The sequence below is a fragment of the Luteolibacter pohnpeiensis genome (assembly GCF_016595435.1).
GTDB classification, from domain to species: domain Bacteria; phylum Verrucomicrobiota; class Verrucomicrobiia; order Verrucomicrobiales; family Akkermansiaceae; genus Luteolibacter; species Luteolibacter pohnpeiensis.
Genome location: NZ_JAENIJ010000006.1, coordinates 143,108 through 162,755, shown reverse-complemented (window position 1 = coordinate 162,755; position 19,648 = coordinate 143,108). Strand labels below are relative to the sequence as shown.

16 protein-coding genes are annotated in these 19,648 nt (G+C 54.1%); 9 read left to right on the top strand and 7 right to left on the bottom strand.

Annotated features, from left to right (window positions below):
- Positions 1 to 25: 25 nt before the first annotated feature.
- Positions 26 to 1,825 (top strand): translation elongation factor 4, encoded by a 1,800-nt coding sequence (gene lepA, locus JIN85_RS05765; RefSeq protein ID WP_200268610.1) that lies wholly within the window; start codon positions 26 to 28, stop codon positions 1,823 to 1,825.
- A 55-nt stretch (positions 1,826 to 1,880) separates the two neighbouring features.
- The gene (locus JIN85_RS05760; protein WP_200268525.1) at positions 1,881 to 2,492 is read left to right on the top strand and encodes a 3-keto-disaccharide hydrolase; all 612 of its coding nucleotides are present in this window, start codon (positions 1,881 to 1,883) and stop codon (positions 2,490 to 2,492) included.
- A gap of 123 nt (positions 2,493 to 2,615) precedes the next feature.
- Here the strand turns inward: JIN85_RS05760 and JIN85_RS05755 are convergent, their stop codons facing one another.
- From JIN85_RS05755 to JIN85_RS05745, 3 genes are all read right to left on the bottom strand, one after another.
- Positions 2,616 to 3,221: a hypothetical protein gene (locus JIN85_RS05755; RefSeq protein WP_200268524.1), complete on the bottom strand. Its 606-nt coding sequence runs from the start codon at positions 3,219 to 3,221 to the stop codon at positions 2,616 to 2,618.
- A 182-nt stretch (positions 3,222 to 3,403) separates the two neighbouring features.
- Positions 3,404 to 4,687, bottom strand: a complete 1,284-nt coding sequence (locus JIN85_RS05750; protein WP_200268523.1) for an MFS transporter — start codon at positions 4,685 to 4,687, stop codon at positions 3,404 to 3,406.
- Positions 4,688 to 4,778: 91 nt separating this feature from the next.
- Positions 4,779 to 6,797, bottom strand: coding sequence for a hypothetical protein (locus JIN85_RS05745; RefSeq protein WP_200268521.1), 2,019 nt, complete (start codon positions 6,795 to 6,797; stop codon positions 4,779 to 4,781).
- A gap of 296 nt (positions 6,798 to 7,093) precedes the next feature.
- On the opposite strand from JIN85_RS05745, the gene JIN85_RS05740 reads away from it, so the two are divergent.
- Together JIN85_RS05740 and JIN85_RS05735 are read left to right on the top strand one after the other, a co-directional pair.
- Positions 7,094 to 8,665 carry a SulP family inorganic anion transporter gene (locus JIN85_RS05740; RefSeq protein ID WP_200268519.1) on the top strand — a complete coding sequence of 524 codons (1,572 nt, stop codon included), beginning with the start codon at positions 7,094 to 7,096 and terminating at the stop codon, positions 8,663 to 8,665.
- 120 nt (positions 8,666 to 8,785) lie between these two features.
- Positions 8,786 to 9,190, top strand: a complete 405-nt coding sequence (locus JIN85_RS05735; protein ID WP_200268517.1) for a hypothetical protein — start codon at positions 8,786 to 8,788, stop codon at positions 9,188 to 9,190.
- A gap of 4 nt (positions 9,191 to 9,194) precedes the next feature.
- Here the strand turns inward: JIN85_RS05735 and JIN85_RS05730 are convergent, their stop codons facing one another.
- The 3 genes from JIN85_RS05730 to mqo form a co-directional block, all read right to left on the bottom strand.
- Complete coding sequence (locus JIN85_RS05730; protein ID WP_200268516.1) at positions 9,195 to 10,208, bottom strand: glycoside hydrolase family 43 protein; 1,014 nt, start codon at positions 10,206 to 10,208, stop codon at positions 9,195 to 9,197.
- A gap of 44 nt (positions 10,209 to 10,252) precedes the next feature.
- Positions 10,253 to 11,392, bottom strand: a complete 1,140-nt coding sequence (locus JIN85_RS05725; RefSeq protein WP_200268514.1) for a PcfJ domain-containing protein — start codon at positions 11,390 to 11,392, stop codon at positions 10,253 to 10,255.
- A gap of 376 nt (positions 11,393 to 11,768) precedes the next feature.
- Entirely contained in the window at positions 11,769 to 13,217 is a 1,449-nt protein-coding gene (gene mqo / locus JIN85_RS05720; protein ID WP_200268609.1) for a malate dehydrogenase (quinone), read from the bottom strand.
- Between the two features lie 244 nt (positions 13,218 to 13,461).
- On the opposite strand from mqo, the gene JIN85_RS05715 reads away from it, so the two are divergent.
- Positions 13,462 to 14,226, top strand: a complete 765-nt coding sequence (locus tag JIN85_RS05715; RefSeq protein WP_200268512.1) for a DeoR/GlpR family DNA-binding transcription regulator — start codon at positions 13,462 to 13,464, stop codon at positions 14,224 to 14,226.
- Positions 14,227 to 14,230: 4 nt separating this feature from the next.
- Here the strand turns inward: JIN85_RS05715 and JIN85_RS05710 are convergent, their stop codons facing one another.
- Positions 14,231 to 14,653 carry a hypothetical protein gene (locus JIN85_RS05710; protein ID WP_200268510.1) on the bottom strand — a complete coding sequence of 141 codons (423 nt, stop codon included), beginning with the start codon at positions 14,651 to 14,653 and terminating at the stop codon, positions 14,231 to 14,233.
- Between the two features lie 110 nt (positions 14,654 to 14,763).
- Between JIN85_RS05710 and JIN85_RS05705 the strand changes: the two genes are divergently transcribed.
- From JIN85_RS05705 to JIN85_RS05690, 4 genes are read left to right on the top strand one after another with little or no spacing between them, the layout of a single operon-like run.
- Complete coding sequence (locus JIN85_RS05705) at positions 14,764 to 16,242, top strand: rhamnulokinase (RefSeq protein ID WP_200268508.1); 1,479 nt, start codon at positions 14,764 to 14,766, stop codon at positions 16,240 to 16,242.
- A 57-nt stretch (positions 16,243 to 16,299) separates the two neighbouring features.
- Positions 16,300 to 17,346 carry a bifunctional diaminohydroxyphosphoribosylaminopyrimidine deaminase/5-amino-6-(5-phosphoribosylamino)uracil reductase RibD gene (gene ribD, locus JIN85_RS05700; RefSeq protein ID WP_200268506.1) on the top strand — a complete coding sequence of 349 codons (1,047 nt, stop codon included), beginning with the start codon at positions 16,300 to 16,302 and terminating at the stop codon, positions 17,344 to 17,346.
- A 39-nt stretch (positions 17,347 to 17,385) separates the two neighbouring features.
- Positions 17,386 to 18,357 carry an enolase C-terminal domain-like protein gene (locus JIN85_RS05695; protein ID WP_200268504.1) on the top strand — a complete coding sequence of 324 codons (972 nt, stop codon included), beginning with the start codon at positions 17,386 to 17,388 and terminating at the stop codon, positions 18,355 to 18,357.
- Entirely contained in the window at positions 18,339 to 19,451 is a 1,113-nt protein-coding gene (locus JIN85_RS05690; RefSeq protein WP_200268502.1) for an AMP-binding protein, read from the top strand. Before JIN85_RS05695 ends, JIN85_RS05690 begins: the two co-directional genes overlap by 19 nt.
- Positions 19,452 to 19,648: the final 197 nt, after the last annotated feature.

The following is a 19,648-nucleotide window of genomic DNA, read 5'->3' as shown; positions in this document are numbered from 1 at the left end:
CCGCGCCCACGCTGATTTCACGCCCATGTCCACCGAGCTGACTCGAAATTTCTCCATCATCGCCCACATCGACCACGGAAAAACCACCCTTTCCGATCGCCTGATGGGTGCCACGAAAACCGTGGCGGAACGCGACGAGAAAGCTCAATTGCTCGATGCGATGGACCTGGAGCGGGAAAAGGGCATCACCATCAAATCCCACCCGGTCGCGATGGAATATCAGGCCAAGGACGGGAAAACGTATAAGCTCAACCTGCTGGATACGCCGGGCCACGTTGATTTCTCCTACGAAGTCGCTCGATCCCTGGCCGCGTGTGAAGGCGCCATCCTGATGGTGGACGCCGCGCAAGGCGTTGAGGCCCAGACTGTCGCCAACCTCCACCTGGCCCACGCTCAGGACCTAGTCATCATTCCGGTTCTCAACAAAATCGATCTCCCAGCGGCCGATGTCCCGAAATGCGTGAAGCAGCTCGAAGACATTCTCGCAATCCCTGGCGAGGACGCCATTCCCGCATCCGCGAAGGCCGGCATCGGCATCGAGGAAATTCTCGAAGCCATCGTCAAGCGCGTGCCAGCGCCGATCGAGAATCCAGACAAACTGCTCCGCGCCTCGGTCTTCGACTCCATTTACGATACCTATCGCGGTGTGGTTTCCTACGTCCGCGTCTTTTCCGGATCGGTCAAAAAAGGCCAACGGGTAAAACTGTTCGCCACCAACAAAACCTACGAGGTCAAGGAAGTCGGCGTTTTCACCCCGAAGATGACCGCCCGCGCCACGCTGAGCGCTGGCGACGTCGGCTACGTCATCGCCAACATGAAATCGGCCGACGAAGCCAAAATCGGCGATACCTTGACCGATAACACGCATCCATGCCCTGAGCCGCTGCCCGGATATAAGGAAATCCAGCCGATGGTTTTCTCCGGCATTTATCCGGTCGACGCATCGGATTACGAAGCGCTCAAGGCGGCGATGGCCAAGCTGCAGATCAACGACGCAGCGTTTACCTATGGCTCGGAAAGCTCCACCGCTCTTGGTTTCGGTTTCCGATGCGGATTCCTCGGACTGCTGCACATGGAAATTATCCAGGAACGACTCCGCCGCGAGTTCAACATGGATGTGATTTCCACCTATCCATCGGTGATCTATCAGGTGACTCTAACGGATGGCTCGGAAGTCGTTGTCGATAACCCAAGCCTGTTCCCGGATACCCAGACGATTCAGGAAATCCGCGAACCGATCGTGAATGTCTACATCATGGTCCCAGGTGACTACATCGGTGACATGATGCAGCTGGTCCTCGAAAAACGCGGTGAGGTTACCAACACGGAGACGATTGATGACATGCGCGTCATGCTTTCCTGCATCCTCCCGCTTTCCGAAATCCTGGTTGATTTCAACGACAAGCTCAAATCCATGACCCGCGGCTACGGCTCCATGGACTACGAACACGCGGGCTACCGTCCTGCCAAAATGGTGAAGATGGACATGCTCATCGCCGGTGATCCGGTCGAGGCATTCTCCACCATCGTGCATCGTGATAAGGCTGAGGGCTACGGCCGGATGCTCGCCGGGAAGCTCAAGGAAGTCATTCCAAGCCACTTGTTCGTCGTCGCCATCCAGGCGGCTGTCGGTGGAAAAATCATCGCCCGTGAATCGATTTCCGCCATGCGCAAAAACGTAACGGCGAAGTGCTACGGCGGTGACATTTCACGAAAGCGCAAGCTCCTCGAAAAGCAGAAGGAAGGTAAGAAAAAGATGAAAATGTTCGGCAAGGTGAACATCCCGCAGGACGCTTTCATCAAAGTGCTCAAGAGCGGCGACTGAGGAATCGAAGATTCGCTTTGAACAAAAACACCGATTGTGACGTCTTAGGTCACGTATGAAGAAACTCGCACTTACTTTCCTGGCGTGCCTGCCGCTGATGGCTTCTGCCGCTCCTGAGAAAGGATTCATCTCCCTGTTCGACGGCAAGACTCTTGATGGCTGGAAAGTCAACGAGCACCAGGAATCCTTCACCATTCAAGATGGTGCCATCCAAGCCAATGGCGAACGCGCCCATTGCTACTACGTCGGTGGTGACAAAGAAGGAGTTTACAAAAACTTTGTGCTCCGCCTGGACGTCATGACCCGGAAAGGCGCCAACGGAGGTGTTTATTTCCATTCCAAGTTCATCAATGAAGGCTGGCCGACCAGCACCGGTTACGAGGTTCAGGTCAACAACACCCAATCCGACTGGCAGAAATCAGGCAGCCTCTACAGCACCGTCTCCAACAAAGAACCGTTCAAAGATGATGAATGGATGAAATACGAGATCACCGTGAAAGATCACCACATCAAAGTGGAGGTAAACGGCAAAGAACTCGTCGACTACACCGAGGAAGAAGGAAAACAAAAACTCCTCAAAGACGGCGGCCTAATCGCACTGCAAGCGCATGATCCAGGCAGCACTGTTCTTTACAAAAACATCCGCATCAAACCGCTAAAGGACTGATCACCGGATCTCCCAAACCGATCTAACAATCTAAAGGCCGATCATCACGATCGGCCTTTTAGTTTGGGTCACATTGGAGCCGACTCTTGGGAATTGAGTGGCTCGCCATTTGCCTTACGAAGATCAACGTCGCTCCGCATCACGAGCCGTCAGGCTGCCTTGAGTTGGACGGTTTTCTACCGGGTATGGACCCATTTCAACCAAGGTTGAGTATCGATCCCGTATCAAATTGGTAAGATCAAATTTCGGCTTGGAATAAACGACGAATGTAAAATCCGATGTCGTCAGCGCATCGCAATCGATGACGACTCCATACTTCATTTGCTGGCTAACAACATCTGATATCGATTGCTTCAGCAACTCCTGATCTGGGCTTTCGCCATCAGACATTATCCTGCTACTATAAAACACATAGATCGGTGAAGAAAGGTCCATGAGCGCATTCCCTGCATGGGCGCGTTGAAAATCGGCGACTCGTCCATTTTTCAATTCTACCGTTGAGTTCTCTTTAGGATGGGCCGTATCGAGTTCGATATGGGGTAAGGTTGCTTCTCTCACAGAGTGATAATGAGACCTTTGGCCGGAATGAGCTTCACTTGATCTCATTTGCTCCATCTTCGGTAACGCGACCTCGTTTTCTGTCGAGCTATCGGAAATCCAAACGCCTTCAAAGCATACAGCCGTAAGGACTATCAGGATCAGAAGCGATAGAAGCAGTTTTTTCTTCATGGCAGAAAAATCGAATTATTAGAGAGTAAACTGATCAACATCACATCTCAGAAAATTCGCCAGAAAGCAAGCAACCATTGATACTGAACAAAGAGCGTTTGGAGCCCTTTGCGCCCTAGATCCATGCACAAAAAAAGACCGGTCGAATCGACCGGTCTTTTTGAAGAAATCAGGTGGAGCCCTCAGTGCTTCATCTCCCCTTTGTCAGCAGATTTGTCCCAAAATGCGATAGCAAAGAGAATCGCAACTGCGAAGGCAATTCCCGCAGGCATCAACCAAAACAGTTTCGCGCTATTGTTCCAGCCTTCGGCAGTCGAAGAATCGAGGCCAATGCGATCTCCCCACCAACCAAGAACTTTATTTCCTACAAGCATTCCTGCTCCGTAAGTGATCAATGCAATTAAGCCTTGGGCACTTGCACGAATTTCGCGAGGAGCTTTCCGATCGGTATAAAGTTGGCCGGTAACGAAGAAGAAGTCATAACAAATACCGTGAAGCATAATGCCCAATACCAGAAGTGCTGGGGTTGAAAACGCGAGACCGAAGATCGCATAGCGCAACGTCCACGAAAGCATACCGACCAGAAGCATCCATTTAACACCAAGTTTCCGGAAAAACAGCGGAACTAGGGCCATGAAAACCACTTCGCTGACTTGCCCAAGGGCCATTACGCTTGCGGTCTTATCGCCGAAGGCGATTTTACCCATGAACGAATAAGTCATCGCATAGTAGAATGCGAGCGGGATACAGATCAAAAAGGAGCAAATTCCGAAAACTGCAAATCCCGGATCTTTGAAAAGGCTGAATGCATCAAACCCAAGCATTTTGGTGATGCTGATGGGGGTTCCTTTCGCACTTGGAGGAGTGGCTGGCAGAGTGAAACTGTAAACCCCGTAGATCAGGCTGACCACAGCCGAAAGTTTCATCGGAAATGAAGTATTTCCCGCATCCGAAATTCCAGGAAGCACTGGAAAACCAACGAGACCGAAGATCGACTCGGCAATCACGATGCCTGCGATGATCCAACCGACGGTTCCCCAAAGGCGAATTTTGGGGAAATCCTGGTCGCTATTTTCGATGTTGTTGAAGGTGATCGTATTCACCAGAGCCAAGGTCGGCATGTAGCAGAGGAAATACGCAAGCAAGCCCCAGAACAATTTCCCCGGCTCCGTGATAGTGGAGCAATAAAAAAGAATTCCTGCACCGATGATGTGCAAAATTCCATTCACTCGCTCTGCATTCATAAAACGATCAGCGATCAAGCCCACGAAAAGAGGCGCGATCAATCCACCCCAAGTTTGGGTAGCGTAGCTATTGCCTATAATGGTGTTCAACCCAACACGATCTGCAAAAATTTCCCCTAAGTAGCCGCTCAAAGGAACGAAAAAGCACCCCCAGACAAAAAACTGGAGGAACATCATCACGGAGAGGCGGAGCCTTGCATTGGGCGGACTTGAAGCGGTCATGGGTTGTGTAACGGGTTTAGCAAAATTCGATTGGCAAAGACCAAACGAAATAAAACCCGGTGGCAAGGCGGGAAATCATCCGATGGAAGTTTCAGTCCCGTGCGCGCAGTGGTGCCAGTGCATCACGCAGATCCTCAAGAAAGGCATTCGAGATTTGATATTCGTACCAAGTCGATCCGCGATAGGGGCGGCTGAGTTCATCCTTGCGGAACCACCGCAGCGCAGCCGAGTGGAAAACCGGGACCGAAGCGAGCAGCAAAATAACCCCGAGCGCATATGCTGGGACCAACGCCCTCACTATTGTTTGTCGCAACACAAGATCCTTGGCATTTCCAAAAATCGAGCGGAATGACGTAACCACTAGCCATAGCACGATTCCGCCACCCAAAACATAGGCGATGGGCAAATAATCGAGCAATTGATGCTCACGTGGTGAAAGCCAGCCCATCACGGGAAGAAACGCCAGCAATCCAACAACCGCCAGCCAGCCCAAAATTGACCGCTTGCTTCCAATTCCCATTCGACCAGCTCTCTTCGTAATCCGCCATCTTGCGATCAACACCGGAACGCAAAGGATCATGAGCAAAAGTGCCAAAAATTGCCCTGCGGGCAGGAAATAGGTCCCTCTCAGCCCCCATTCCAGACCCGCGAACGGAGAAAAGTTAGAGATTCCCTGCACAACCAGAAATGGAACCAGCACACCTCCCACAAGAATCCAACACCAATCCACCGCAGTGAGCAATCGATCGACTCGGACTGCGATCTTCAAAACGGTCCGCGATATGCGAAACCGGAACAGTAGGAGAAGTCCGATGATTCCACCCATCAGCATGGCGCCAGCCAAACTGGCAATTTCCCAAGCCAACCAATGTTCCTGCATTCTATCAGGTTCGAGAAGTTGATCGGTGAATTCTAGAGAATGGGGTGAGGGATAACTCAAAAGCCAAGGGCCTACATTCTCAAACGAGAGCGATGCTTTCCATTGGGTAGAGGAGCTTGGCATGCCCCGACGCGTCCTGGCCTCACTCAATTGGGCCAATAGAACCTTTGAACGCTCTAACCGATTTGCATCCTCCAAGCCAAGCTGCCTGGCTGCCGCTTCCAAGGAATCAACCCCGTCCTTGATACAAATAGAAATGACAAGCTGGGTGAGAAGATTACGCTCAGGGTCATCGACCAATTTCATGCTATAAGCATCAAAATCATCAATCAACTGTTGCACCCCCTCGCGGTCACCAGCATCCGCGAGCTGGGAAGCGCGTACAGCGATTACCCTGGAAAGGTCGATCTGCTCTTTAAGAAAGAAGCTTCTTGAAAAAAGATACTCGAAACTCAGCTGCCGCTCCAAAAGTGTCCCATCCGGTAAAAGCGGTTGAATCATCGCCGACATTTCCGATTGATAGGTCTGATACTCAGGTAGCTGAGCCGCCTGATGAAATAGCTCCGCCGCTTGAGTTACTTTCCCCTGATCGAGTACTTTCCACACCGTATCGGCATGGCTACCCAACCTATCCCTGTCCACAGATCCCTTCGCCACCATACCGGCAACCAAGTAGGTATACATCGAATTTTTCGGATCAATTCGTTCCACTTCAATCTCGAATTGCTCAGGAAGTCGTTTGTATTTCCCGAAATATTCTCTCAAGTAAGACGCAAAGAACACCCGATTGTCAGGCTCACTTCGCCAGCGTCGCTCGGCATTTTCCAAAGGAGAACTGTTTGGGTCTCCGACGATCAAGCGCTGCTTCGAATCGAGACTACTAAAATCCAATAGGTCAAAGTTTGGCGGATCAGAAGGCAACCCACTTATGGAGTAATCGAAATATCGCTGGAGTTCACCATACCACTTGGAAACGGTTATTCCTTGATCCAACGCGATTGCCAGAAACAGGAGACTGGCGATCGCGTAGAGAACTGTCTTCCAAAGTCCGGGATACTTTTTCTGATCCTGCCGTTGCCAGCGTGAGATCAGACGATCTTCGCCATCTGCATGCGGATAAGGCTGTTGAGAGGTTTTAGTCAGCAGCGCGGTTGCCGCCATCTCAGCCTCAACATCGCCTCCAAATTGGCCAATGGCTGTGGAAATAAGTTTGGAAGGATGTTCATTCACTCCGACTTTTCTATCAGCAACGTCAATCCGTCTGGTTATCAGCGCTACCGCTCCGGGCTTGACCGGGATTGCCGGGTGCTGCTACGTGCCGGGCGACTTATGGATCTGCAGTTGAATCAACTTGCGTTGCACCGCGCCGGAGGCGTCGCGGTAGGTCCCCCTTGAAGCCAAACGGGGCCGATTCCGGCACGCACTTTTGTTTTTCATTCCGAAGCCATCCATGTGGGTTGGCTCGTTTTCCGATTCATGCGGACTGATGGTCCGTCACTTGCTCACACCTTTTTTCGATTTCTCTCATGTTTGCCAATTTATTTCAGAAAAAGCGCGGTAACTGGAAAGACGACGCGCTCGCGGGTCTAACCACCGCACTTGCCCTTGTTCCAGGTTCCATCGCCTTCGCCTTTGTCGCTGGAGTTCCACCCATCGCCGGGCTCTACGCGGGATTCTTCGTGTGCATGATCACCGCTGCCTTCGGCGGCAGACCGGGAATGATTTCCTCCGCTGCGGGGTCGGTCGCGGTCGTGATGGTCGCGCTCGTCGCCGAAGGAAACAAGCGTGGCGGTCCTGGCGCTGGCTTTGAATACCTGTTGCTCGCAGTCATTCTCATGGGCGCGATCCAGATTCTGGTCGGCGTGTTGCGGCTCGGGCGATTGATCCGGCTCGTTCCGCATCCGGTGATGATGGGATTCGTGAATGGCCTCGCGATCGTCGTTTTCCTCTCGCAACTGAAAATGTTCCGGGAGCGTGAAGGTGCAGTGGTCGGAGACTGGCTGCATGGTTCCGCGCTGTGGACAATGTGCGGTTTGGTCGCACTGACGATGGCGATCGTTTACATCCTGCCTCGTTTCACGAAAAAAATCCCGTCTTCGTTGGTAGCGATCGTGGTGGTCAGTTTGGTGGCGGCATTCGGCATCTCGACCCAAACCGTTGGCGATTTATCCAGCGTTCAGGGAAAACTTCCGATGCCACATCTGCCGGGCGTTCCGTTGAACTGGGAAACCTTCCAGTTTGTCATTCCCTATGCCATCATCCTCGCGATGGTTGGTTTGGTCGAAACGTTGATGACCTTGCAATTGATCGATGAACTCACGGAAAGCCGTGGAAAAGGCAATCGCGAATGCGTCGCACTCGGCGCGGCAAACATCGTCGCCGGAATTTTCAAAGGCATGGGCGGTTGCGCCTTGGTGGGTGAAAGCTTGATCAACATTGGCTCTGGCGGACGCGGTCGCATGTCGGGAGTGATCGCAGCCAGCGCACTGCTCACCTTCATCCTAGTCGGCGCACCATTGATCGACCGGATTCCCATCGCCGCTCTAACAGGAGTGATGTTTGTCGTGGTGATCGCGACCTTCGAGTGGACCAGCTTTAAAACCATCGGCAAAGTTCCATTCACCGACGTGCTCGTCATCATCGCCGTCACCGCCATCACCGTTTGGGAAGATTTGGCAATTGCGGTGCTGTCCGGCGTCGTGCTGTCCGCGTTGGTCTTCGCCTGGAAAAGCGCCAAGCACGTCCAGCTGTCAGTCGTCGGCGACAAGGAAGACGAACGGATTTATCGACTGGAAGGACTGCTCTATTTCGGCTCGGTCAAAGAGTTCGCCGAGAAATTTCTGCCGTCGGCAGATCCGCAGCGCGTGGTGCTGGATTTCCACGATGCACGGGTTTGTGACATGTCCGGCCTGGAAGCCATCAAGGCCTTGGGTGAGCGGTATTCCAAACTCGGTAAATCACTTGAACTTCGCCATCTATCCCCGGATTGCCGGAGAATGCTGGATCGCGCCAGTGGCTTGGTTGAATTTTCAATCGCGGATGACGATCCGGTTTATCTAGTAGCCCGAATTCCTCACGGTTCGGTTGGAACCAAATAGGCAACAAAAAGAGGCTGACTTGGGTAGAGCTGTCTGCTCTCTTGTTGAGGTTGCATCGGGGCTCTGAGCAGGTCCCGTGCAATCGTTGTTCTATCCCATCCCCTTGCAGCCTCCCCTACCATGATTTTCAAGCATGTGATCATCCCCGAGCAGCGGCTGATTTCACTTCAATATGCCGGAGAACTTTCGCTCTCCGATGTATGTCGTAGCAGTGAAATCCTTTGGGCAGACCCGGCATACGAGCCATCTCACAACCTCATCGTTGATCTAACTGACATTTCTGCCAGAGCCCACGTCAAGGATGTCGCCAGTCTGTTAGAGTTTTATAAACGCCCGGAAACCAGCACCGGACGAATCGCCATCATTCTATCCGAACCGATCTCCACCGCCCTGACTTATCTTTTCCGGGCGGCGGGGAGTTCGACATTCAAGATCGGCATTTTCTCCACATGGGATGCCGCCTGCGGGTTTCTTCACATCAATCTGGAGCCGGATGTTTTCGACTCCGCTGAAGAGAGAACCTAGCTTTTCATCTTCTGGCGCGTGGATCGCCCGAAGGCAATTTGATCGCGGTATCAAGTGATTCCGGCACGACGGGGATCGGCATGCCTTTGCGATCCCACAGCAATTGCTGGATGCGGGTGCTTCTTCCGGAATAAGTGTACTCCGATGTCGTCTTCGCATGATATGCGATCCAGTCCTCTTTCCCATCCGGGGATTTGAAGAAGGAATGATGCCCTGGGCCGAACACCTCATTTTTATCCTCCCGGCGCAGCAGCGGCTTTTTCACCTGGTGCCAGGAATCAGGCAGGAGTGGATTCTCATCATCCTTCATCCATAGCACACCGACGGCATAGTCCGGCTTACCCGTATCACAGGCAGAATAGGTAAGAAACATGCGATCTCCGTGGTGGATGGCGAATGGACCCTCGCGAACTTCAGGGCAGCCAAACCCTGATGCCGGCAGGTAAACACTATCGCCTTTCAGCGTCCACGGGTTCTCCATCTCTGCAATCCGGATGATGTGCCCGGGGTGCGCTGCCCACAGGAAATAGGAAGTCCCATCGGGCATGGTCATCACCGTTCCATCGATGGCATAAAACTCATCCTTGGGATCGGTGTTGATCTTCACCGGCTTGTCATAAGGTCCGGTGATCTTCGATGTTTTGCTCTGCATCACAAACATCCGGTGCCCTTCATCCGGGCCGTCTGTTTTGGTGAAATAGCAGAACCAGCGCTTTTTCCCTTCGGATTCAAGCTGATGAAACTCCGCCGCCCAAACGCCCTTTCCGCCTTCCCAAACCGTGACTGGCTCAGCGTCCTTGAGGTCCACGATCGACTTCGCTTTCCACAACCTCACACAGTTCCCCTGAGTGGTGGAAAGATAGTAATATCCATCATACCAAGTCATCCATGGATCCGCAGATGGGTTGACCGGATTATGAAATGTTCCGGGCTTCTCAGCGGCAGTAACGAAACAGGCATTCAGGAAAGCGGCAGCCAGGATCAAAGTCCTGGCTGCTTTGAAGAAGGGATGTGGCATGTCAACAAAACGTAGAAGATGCCGGGAGTATTTCGATGACCGTCCTACAAGGCTAGCCGATTTTGATCCGCCCATTCGCGAACCGCCGGTATCTGCCGATCATGGATCCATCGATTCCGCGGGCCACGAACCTGGATGACCCGCCTGCGAGCACAATCCACTTCCAGGGTCAGCAGCCGATCCACCGTGACTTCCCCCTGGCAGTCGGCGTGAATCTGCAAACTGAAAACCGCACTTTTGCCAGCACGACACTTTCTCCAATAGCTGGAAACACAGTGCCTCATGTGCATGCCTTCAGCGATCAGCGATTGATAGTCGGTCAGCTCCTGGATTTTTGCGACCAGCTTCTGGTGTCTCTCCGAGTTCGAGTAATCTCGTTCAAATGTCGGGCCATTGATGAACGGAAGCCACGCACTGGAATTGAGTTTTAACAACTCTGCCCGAATGTGCGGCGAGTCGATATCCGGCTTTCTGAAATGGATGCCATTCTCGATGCCAAGTTCCAGCAGCCTTCGCCAGAAGGCACGACTGTTCCGAATCAACTCCGGAAGCGGAAGTGACACTAAAGATTGAGCACGCGGGAAATTCCCTTTACCAAGAGGATCACTTAACGCATCCGCAATCAGTCCAAAACACTTTGGATCAAATCTCCGGGCGCGAATCACTTTCTCTAACAGGCGGGACCAGATCGCATCATTGGACAAGTCCCTCACCATGCGACTTGAGAGAACATGGGAAAGAAGTTGATCGCTGCCCTGGAGTGATTTCACCTGCCCCCAGCGCAGTGCCTGACGGATGGAATACCCTTCTGGTGCCTGCATCGCCAGATGCAATGCCCGCGCGGAAAGACTCGGTGGCATGCCTGCCACATCCCGCAAGCTTCCACCGCTCGCGAGGTGACAAAACCAGTCACGCTCCAAATACTTGAGATCTCCTTTTTCAAGCCAAGCCGATTTAAAAAAGCCCGGCACCGGCCATCTAACGAAAAGATGATCTAACAAACTCGATAGGGTTTCTTTCGCAGACAACCCTTCAATTGGATTCCAAGCCTCTGGCTGGCGAATCCAATTACTGGAATATGCCGCAATGCGGACGAGAACCGGAACGAGTGGAAATTCCGAAGGATGCGTGTCAGTCATCAATCGGGAGCGAGCCAACATCACTCCGACAAGCCGCCGGATCATGGGTTTGAGTGGATCGGTAACGGGGTGGGACTGTCGGAAGGTTCTTCCTAACTGGTGGCAATGTTGCCGGAAATGATTGTTTCGGAGGAGGCGCGCGTTCCACGGTCTGCCATCGATAATGGTTATCGCGACACGAGTGAGCGGGCACGATTCTTCCGAATCGTGAAATGAGTACATGATTCTATCCTGATCTAATTGATTGAAGTCACGCCGCGTTAAACCATTGCGGCGCAGACCATAAACGCACCGCCATCGGCGTGCGTGCGGTTACTCGTCACACTTGCCAAGCAAGCGTGGGCAACCGGATCAGGAATGAAAGTTGGTGAACATTTCGAAGCCACTGTTTCGCACCGTCACCCATCATTCAACTCAAATATCACAATGATATCAAATTCAACGCTTCATTCGCGCGTTGACTATGTTCTCGATAAAATTCCGCATTTGCAGGCAATTTGATATCAACATCCCAAGTTGGAATCATCTCTTTCATCCGGGCTTTACCTTCCTCGGACTTGATCAAATGCGGGAAACAATTTTTGATCACCTCCAATACGATATGAACACTGACCGACGCCCCCGGTGAAGCTCCCAGCAAAGCGGAAATGGTGCGGGTGGAATCCGTAATCACTTCGGTTCCGTAGTGAACGATTCCCGCTTCGCCATCCGTCTTTTTGATCGCCTGCACGCGGATGCCGCCGTCGATGAGTTTCCAATCTTTTTCCTCCGCTCCGGGATAGAACACATGCAGGACTTCCATCCGATCCGCCATGCTTTGGGTGCCTTGCTGGACCAGATACTTCACGAGATCCAGGTTATGAATTCCGATTTTGATCAAGGTCGCGATGTTGTCCGGTTTCACCGAGCGCGGCAAATCCAGCGCGCTTCCTTTCTTGTGCAAAAACTTGGTGGTCCAGGCTGCAAACGGGCCGAACAACAAGGTCTTCTTGCCATCTAAAATCCGCGTATCGAGATGCGGCACCGCCATGGTCGGAGCGGCGTCGAGCGCCTGTCCATAAACCTTCGCTTGATGCTTGGCGACGATTTCAGGATTGTCGCAAACCAACCACTGGCCGCCGATGGGAAATCCGCCGAGCCCTTTCGCCTCCTTGATTCCGGACTTCTGCAACAAGGGCAAACTGCCGCCGCCAGCACCGACGAAAACAAACTTCGTGTGGGTTTTCGTGATCGCGCGGGTCGCAAGATTTTCCACGGTAACTTCCCACCCGTCGGCCAATTGGCGCAAATCGGTGACGCGATGACCGGTCGCGATGGCGCATCCGTCCTGTTGTGAAATCCAATGAAGCAGCTTGCGCGAGATGGCGCCAAAATTGACGTCCGTTCCTCCCGCCACACGGGTCGCGGCGACTGGGCCAGCTGGCCGCTCTTCCATCAACAGCGGTGCCCACGAACCGATGGTTTCGCGGTCCGTGCTATATTCCATTTCCGAGAAAAAATGGTGAGCGCTCATCCCGGCGTGACGCGCCTTGAGGAAATCCACCTGTTCCTGACCATGCACGAAACTCAGGTGTTGCACGGGGTTGATGAACTCCTTTGGTTCCGCCACCATTCCGCTGCGGACAGCATAGCTCCAGAAGAGTTTGCTTTGCTCGAATTGCTCAAAAATCTCGATGACTTTCGCAACGTTGACCGAGCCATCTGCCTCGCGTTTGGGCGTGTAGCTCAGTTCGCACAAGCCGGCATGGCCTGTGCCGGCGTTGTTCCAGCCGTGGGAACTTTCCTGCGCCAGTTCGTCCGTCACCTCGTAAATCTGTAGCGTGAGATCCGGCTGCAACCGCTTGAGCAGGGCAGCAAGATTCGACGACATGATGCCGCTGCCGATGAGGACAACGTCTGGATTACTGAGCTGAACGGGAGCTTGCACGGGTGGGTTTTTCTAACAAAGGAATGTTCAACACCCCAGAAACTGAGATGCTGGCCGGTGAATTCGAATCGCCAGATCGACAACCGGTTGATTTTTGGGCTTTGACCCCGGTTAACGATGCGGTTTGATGAGTGAGGAAGTGTAATAGCAAGCAAACCAAATCAAGGAAAATCCCACAAATACCCACATGATCGCCGCGGAGCGCCAACGTAGAATCCTCGATCAAGCCCGCCGGGAGGGCACCGTGCGAACCACCCAGCTCGCACAGGAATACAACGTGACCGAAGAAACCATCCGGAGAGATCTGGATTACTTCGCGCGAATGGGACACCTGCGGCGCACCCACGGTGGCGCAATGGATGTTTCCTTTTCCTTGAACGAACCGCCCCAATCGGAACGGGAAGGACGACAACTGGAGGAAAAAATCGCGATTGCCCGCGAAGCAACCCAGCTGGTCCAAGCAGGTGAAACCTTGTTGCTCGACGCCAGTTCCACCGCTCTGGAGTTCGCCTCACAATTGCCGACCGATCTGAGCCTGCGCGTGGTGACTTACTCGCAAGCGGTGGTCGATCGCCTTGCGATCCGCGATGAAATCGAGCTGGTGCAGCTTGGCGGATCATTCGATCGACGTGGTCGGCGCTATCACGGATTTCTAACCGAAACCTCGCTGCGTATGCTGAGAATTGACCGGTTCTTCTTCTCCGGTGGCGGCTTCAACCCGACACTTGGCATCGGCGAACCCAACCCTGATCAGGCCCGACTGAAACGGATGATGCTGGAGCATTCACTCTGGAAGTGCGTGCTGATGGATCACACCAAACTTGGGGCCATGACGGATCACTTTTTTGCAAAACCTGAGGAGCTGGACGCCTTTGTTTCCGATAAAAAAGCGAAAAGCTTTACCCGGACTCATTTCAAAAACGTGCCGTTCGAGCTGCACCTCGCGCCTTGATCCATCAGTCACGCGGCTTCATGAGATCGTCCGGTTGGAACGATTTCCGCGGGTGACTGTGGAGATCACGATGCTCGATGAGGTTCACGATGTTGTTGGCAAATGCCAGACTCGCGGCTGAGGCGACAATGATCCATGCTCCGGCGATGAGTGAAGCCTGGATCAGCCACAGTTGCGCAGAGCCACGCCAGTGAGAAAAAAGCACGCAGCTGTGGTAAATCAGAGTGAACACCACTAAAGACAGCAGCGGATAAAAGCCCATCTGCACCAAATCCCGGAGCCAAAGCGGATACCCACCGGCATTCGTCCAGAACGCCGGAGTCTCGCGAAACCAAGCGAGGATGACCAGCATGCAAGCACCGATCAACAGGCAGATTCCAGCAGCAATGCGGTAGCCAGCCCTCTCGCCGGCTTCCTTCGAACTCATGACAAATTCTGATCGGATTTGTCGCACGGTGGCAAGCCACAGCTTCATCGAGTTCTCCGCATTCCGGATTGCAACCCTCGCCACCTTTCGAAAGGCTGACAGCGAAACCCATGACAGAGAAAGTTTTCATCGCCGTTGACCTGGGAGCCGGTAGCGGGCGCGTCCTCGCAGCGCGGACCGATTTTTCCACCGTTACGCTGGAAGATGTGCATCGGTTCGACAACCCCGGCACGGAACTACCCGATGGCTCCTACTGGAACCTGATTGGCCTTTATCGGGAAATTCTCGAAGGCCTGAGGCTCGCGGTGCAGCGCTACGGCGAGAAAATCGTCTCCATCGGCATCGATACCTGGGCGGTGGATTTCGGCCTGTTAGATCACCGCGGATCGCTTCTCGGCATGCCACATCAATATCGCGATTCGCGCTTTGAGGGCATGGCGGATCTCATGCACGCCCTGATGCCTGAGGCAGAGATTTTCGAAAAAACCGGCCTGAAGACGAATTTTTACAACACCTCGCTCCAGCTACTCGCCGAGGCTCAACGCAAAAGCCCCGGCCTGCTGCATGCCGAAAACCTGCTTTTCATCCCCGATCTGCTCGCATTCTGGCTCACTGGTGAACCGGCGATCGAGCGCACCATTGCCTCCACTTCGCAATTGCTGGACCCGCATACGGGCGACTGGTCGGACGAAGTGATTCAGGCCTTGGGACTGCCGCGTAAAATCTTTGGCAAAATCGTGCCCCCCGGCACGGTTCTTGGCCCAATCCGCAAGGAAGTCGCGGATGCCATTGGCATGGATGGCATCCCTGTGATCGCGACCGCCAGCCACGACACCGCTGCCGCCGTCGCCGGAATCCCGATCAGCGACTCGGACAACCTCTGGCTCTCCTCCGGCACCTGGTCGATCATGGGAATCGAAACAAGCACCCCGGTCACCACCGCTGAAGCCTTGAGCCACGGGTTTTGCAATGAACTTGGAGTGCAAGACAGCGTCCGATTTCTGAAAAATATCGCGGGGCTTTGGCTACTTCAGGAATGCCGCCGCCAATGGGTCCTGGATGGCGAAACGATCAGCTTCGCGGAAATGGCGGAGCTCGCTCGTGCCGCAAAGCCTTTTTCGGCCTTCATCGATCCCGACGATCCAGTCTTCGCAACTCCAGGAAATATGCCGGAGAAAATCCGCGTCTGGTGCGAACAGTCCGGCCAATCAGTCCCTGCCGACAAAGGCACGATCTTGCGCATCGCCACCGATTCGCTGGCTCTGAAATACCGCGTCGTCTACGAGCGCATCTGCGCCCTGACTGGCCGATCCTATCCGCGTCTCAACGCCGGCGGCGGCGGGATTCAAAACGAACTTCTCTGCCAAGCCACTGCCGATGCGCTTGGTATTGAGGTCATTGCCGGCCCCGTCGAAGCAACCTCGTGCGGCAACGTCGTCACCCAAATGGTCGGCGGAGGATATCTCAAAGATTTCACCGCCGGGCGCGATCTGGTCCGCCGCTCGTTCGATTTCAAAGTTTTCAAGCCACAGGACACTGACGACTGGGACGCCGCTTACGCGAACTTTCGGCAAACGATCGGGCTTTGAACTCCAGCCATAACACGGACCACTTGCCCAACCCTGCCTGCTAGCTTAGCCAAACTCATGCCGACCGATGACGACCAATGGATGAACCTGGCATTGGAAGAAGCGCGCAAAGGCATCGGCCGGACTGCGCCAAATCCACCGGTGGGTGCAGTGATTGTCAAAAACGGTCAGGTCCTGGGCAAGGGTTGGCACCGCATGGCCGGGCATCCGCACGCTGAACGGGAAGCCCTGGCAGATGCCAGAAAGTCGGTGGGCGACGAGGAAATCCGCGGATCCTGCATTTATGTCACGCTCGAGCCATGCTCGACCCACGGCCGGACGCCACCATGCACCGCCGGTATCATTGAGGCCGGCATCCGTCGTGTCGTTTACGCCTGCACCGACGAAAACCCGGACCATGCCGGACGCGCGGACGCGATCCTGAAAGCCGCCGGGATCGAGGTGGTATCGGGCGTGCAATCAAAAGCTGCGGTGGAGATTTTGCGCCCATTTTTCAAGGTCAAGCGCAGCGGCCTCCCGTGGGTCATTTGGAAAACCGGCATGAGTCTGGATGGCCGGATCACCCGGCCACCTGGTGAAGGCCAATGGCTGACCAACCCGGAATCGAGGCAGGACGTGCAACGGCTTCGCTCCACGGTCGATGCCATCCTGACCAGTGGAGAAACGGTCCGTCGTGACCATCCAGCCTTAACCATTCGCGACCCCGAGCTCCTCGCGGGCCGCTCCCAGCCATGGCGTGTCATCGCCACCGCGCAGCCCGATTCCTTACCGAGCGACGCTCCATTATTGGTCGATGAATGGAAGGACCGGACCTTGCTTCGCGAACGGGATCATTTGGAACAAACACTGCGTGAACTGGTTCGGGACCAAGGTATTCTCACGGTTTTGGTCGAAGCGGGCGGAAGATTTTCAGCGGCCATGATGGAAGCCGGGCTGATCGATGAGGTCGTCGCCTACATGGCTCCAATGCTGTGCGGCGGCCCGCTGCCCGCGCTCGGCGGTTCCGGGATGGATCCCGCTCTGCATCTGGACGGGCTCACCTTCGAGCAATTTGGAAATGACATCAAATGGCGCGGCAGAATCCGCCGTGTTCGCGAAGTTTGACTCTGACGCCGCGCAGCCGTATCGACGGGGCAGATGTCCATGATTTTGCCGACCCATCAAAAACCACTGGTTGCCCGCTACCGCATGCGCAGCCGGGGATTTCTCAACGCGATCTCACGTCGCCGTGAATTTGAGGGAGCGCTCATCCGGGTTGGCGATGGTTTTGGCTGCATCCACCCGTGGCCGGAATTGGGCGATCCAAGCCTGGAAAAATGCCTTGAGGACCTTCAGGGCCCCCAGCGCTATCCCATCGTCCGTCGTGCCTTGCGCTGTGCGGAATACGATCAGGTCGCCCGCCAGGCCAGTGAGTCCCTGTTTGAAGAAATGGAAGTGCCGCGCAGCCATGCGACACTCACCAGCAGTGACGCCGCGAACGTGAATCAAGCGGTGGATGCAGGCTTCGACATGATCAAACTCAAGGCCGGCCATGATCTTGAAAAAGAAGCGGACTTCCTGGAATTGATGTCGCAGGAATATCCGCAGCTCAAGTGGCGCATCGATTTCAATGAATCAGCCGATGCTGAAGCAGTTCGAAAGTTTCTACTAGGTTTGCCCGAGAAGGTGCGGCGCGCGATCGATTTCCTTGAAGATCCATGCCCATACTCGGATGAGGTTTGGAAAAATCTTAACCGCCAAACGCGCGTCAACCTGGCGGTCGATCGTGAGTCCGCTCCCCAAAGCAAATCGGCTCAGGTCATGGTGATCAAGCCAGCAGTGGATGAACCCTATCTGTTAGGTGAAGCCGCGCTGCAAAACTCGCAGCGAGCCATTCTAACAAGTTATATGGATCACCCGTTAGGCCAGGCGTTCGCAGCCTGGGAAGCGGCCAGATTGGAACTGCAACTCCCCGGCCTTGTCGGAGTTTGCGGATTACAAACCCACCATCTCTTCGAACCGGATGAAGCTAGTGAACAGCTGGGTGCCTGGAAACCGGAATTCACCATTCCAGACGGCACCGGTCTTGGGTTCGATGATTACCTTGATGCACTGCCATGGACCCGACTTTATTGATGGATCCAGGATTCTGGATGACACGCGAATGGTTCGCCCCGGCGGGATTCCCAGGCACCTTGACGGATCATCCGGACATCGGCGGGCAGTTGCTATTCGAAACTTCCGGAAGCTCTGGCAAACCCAAATGGATCGTGCTCTCCAAAGAAGCACTTTTGCTATCCGCAGCTGCCGTCAACCGACACCTGAAGGTCGATGAAACCTCGCGCTGGGGCCTGTCTCTCCCCTTGCACCACGTCGGTGGCTTCGGGGTCATGGCCCGCACCTTTGAAGCCGCCTGCAACTGGAGCCGGTTCGAATCAAAATGGCAACCCGTCGCATTCACGCAGTGGCTTGAACGCGAAAAAATCAGCCATCTTTCGCTCGTCCCCACGCAAGTCCATGACTTGGTCAGCACCCGCCAAACAGCGCCGAAATCGCTAGAAGCCATCGTGGTCGGCGGCGGCAAGCTCGATGTTGCCACCGGCCAGGCCGCGCGAGATCTCGGCTGGCCGGTGCTTGCCAGCTATGGCATGACCGAGGCCTGCTCGCAGATCGCAACCCAATCGTTAGATCTACTAGATAAGCCGTATCAGACGGGCAATATCCCGATCCTGCCCATCTGGAAAACCCGGACCGATGACGAGAATCGCTTGAGCATTTCAGGCCCCGCACTTTTCACCGGAATTCTGGAGTTCAGCAACGGCAACTGGGTTTTCTCCGCACGTCAATCGCCATGGCATCAAACCGCGGATCGGGTTTTGTTAGATCAGGAAACCTTAACTCCGCTGGGTCGCGGGGACTTGATGGTCAAAATCATGGGTGAGCTGGTTGATCCGCTGGCGATTGAGCACGAAATCGTCACACTCTCCGGCGGCGAAATCGCGACCGGAACATTTGCCGTCGTTGCATTGCCATCCGCGCGCAATGAACATCGGCTGGTTGTTGTTTTTGCAAAATCCCATGATTGTGCAGCGACCCACGAAGTTTTACAAAATTACAACAAGTCCGCCCCCGGCTTTCGCCGTCTTGAGCAGACAGTATTTTTAGAAAAACTGCCACTTAGCGAACTGGGTAAAATCCGCCGCGGCGAAATCGTCACTCAAATCATTTGAGTTCGATTCATCAGTCTTGTGCGCCCTAACATGATGGACCGGCTTGGATCAAGTCATTCCAACATCAGGTCGTGATTTCATCCCGGCCAATGAGAGTTTTTGCGAATTATAGGCAAACACTTCATTTCTGATTGAATCTCTCCGCAACATGGAGAAGATGATAGTACTTTGATTAGAAGTGGTACTACTTGGCCACC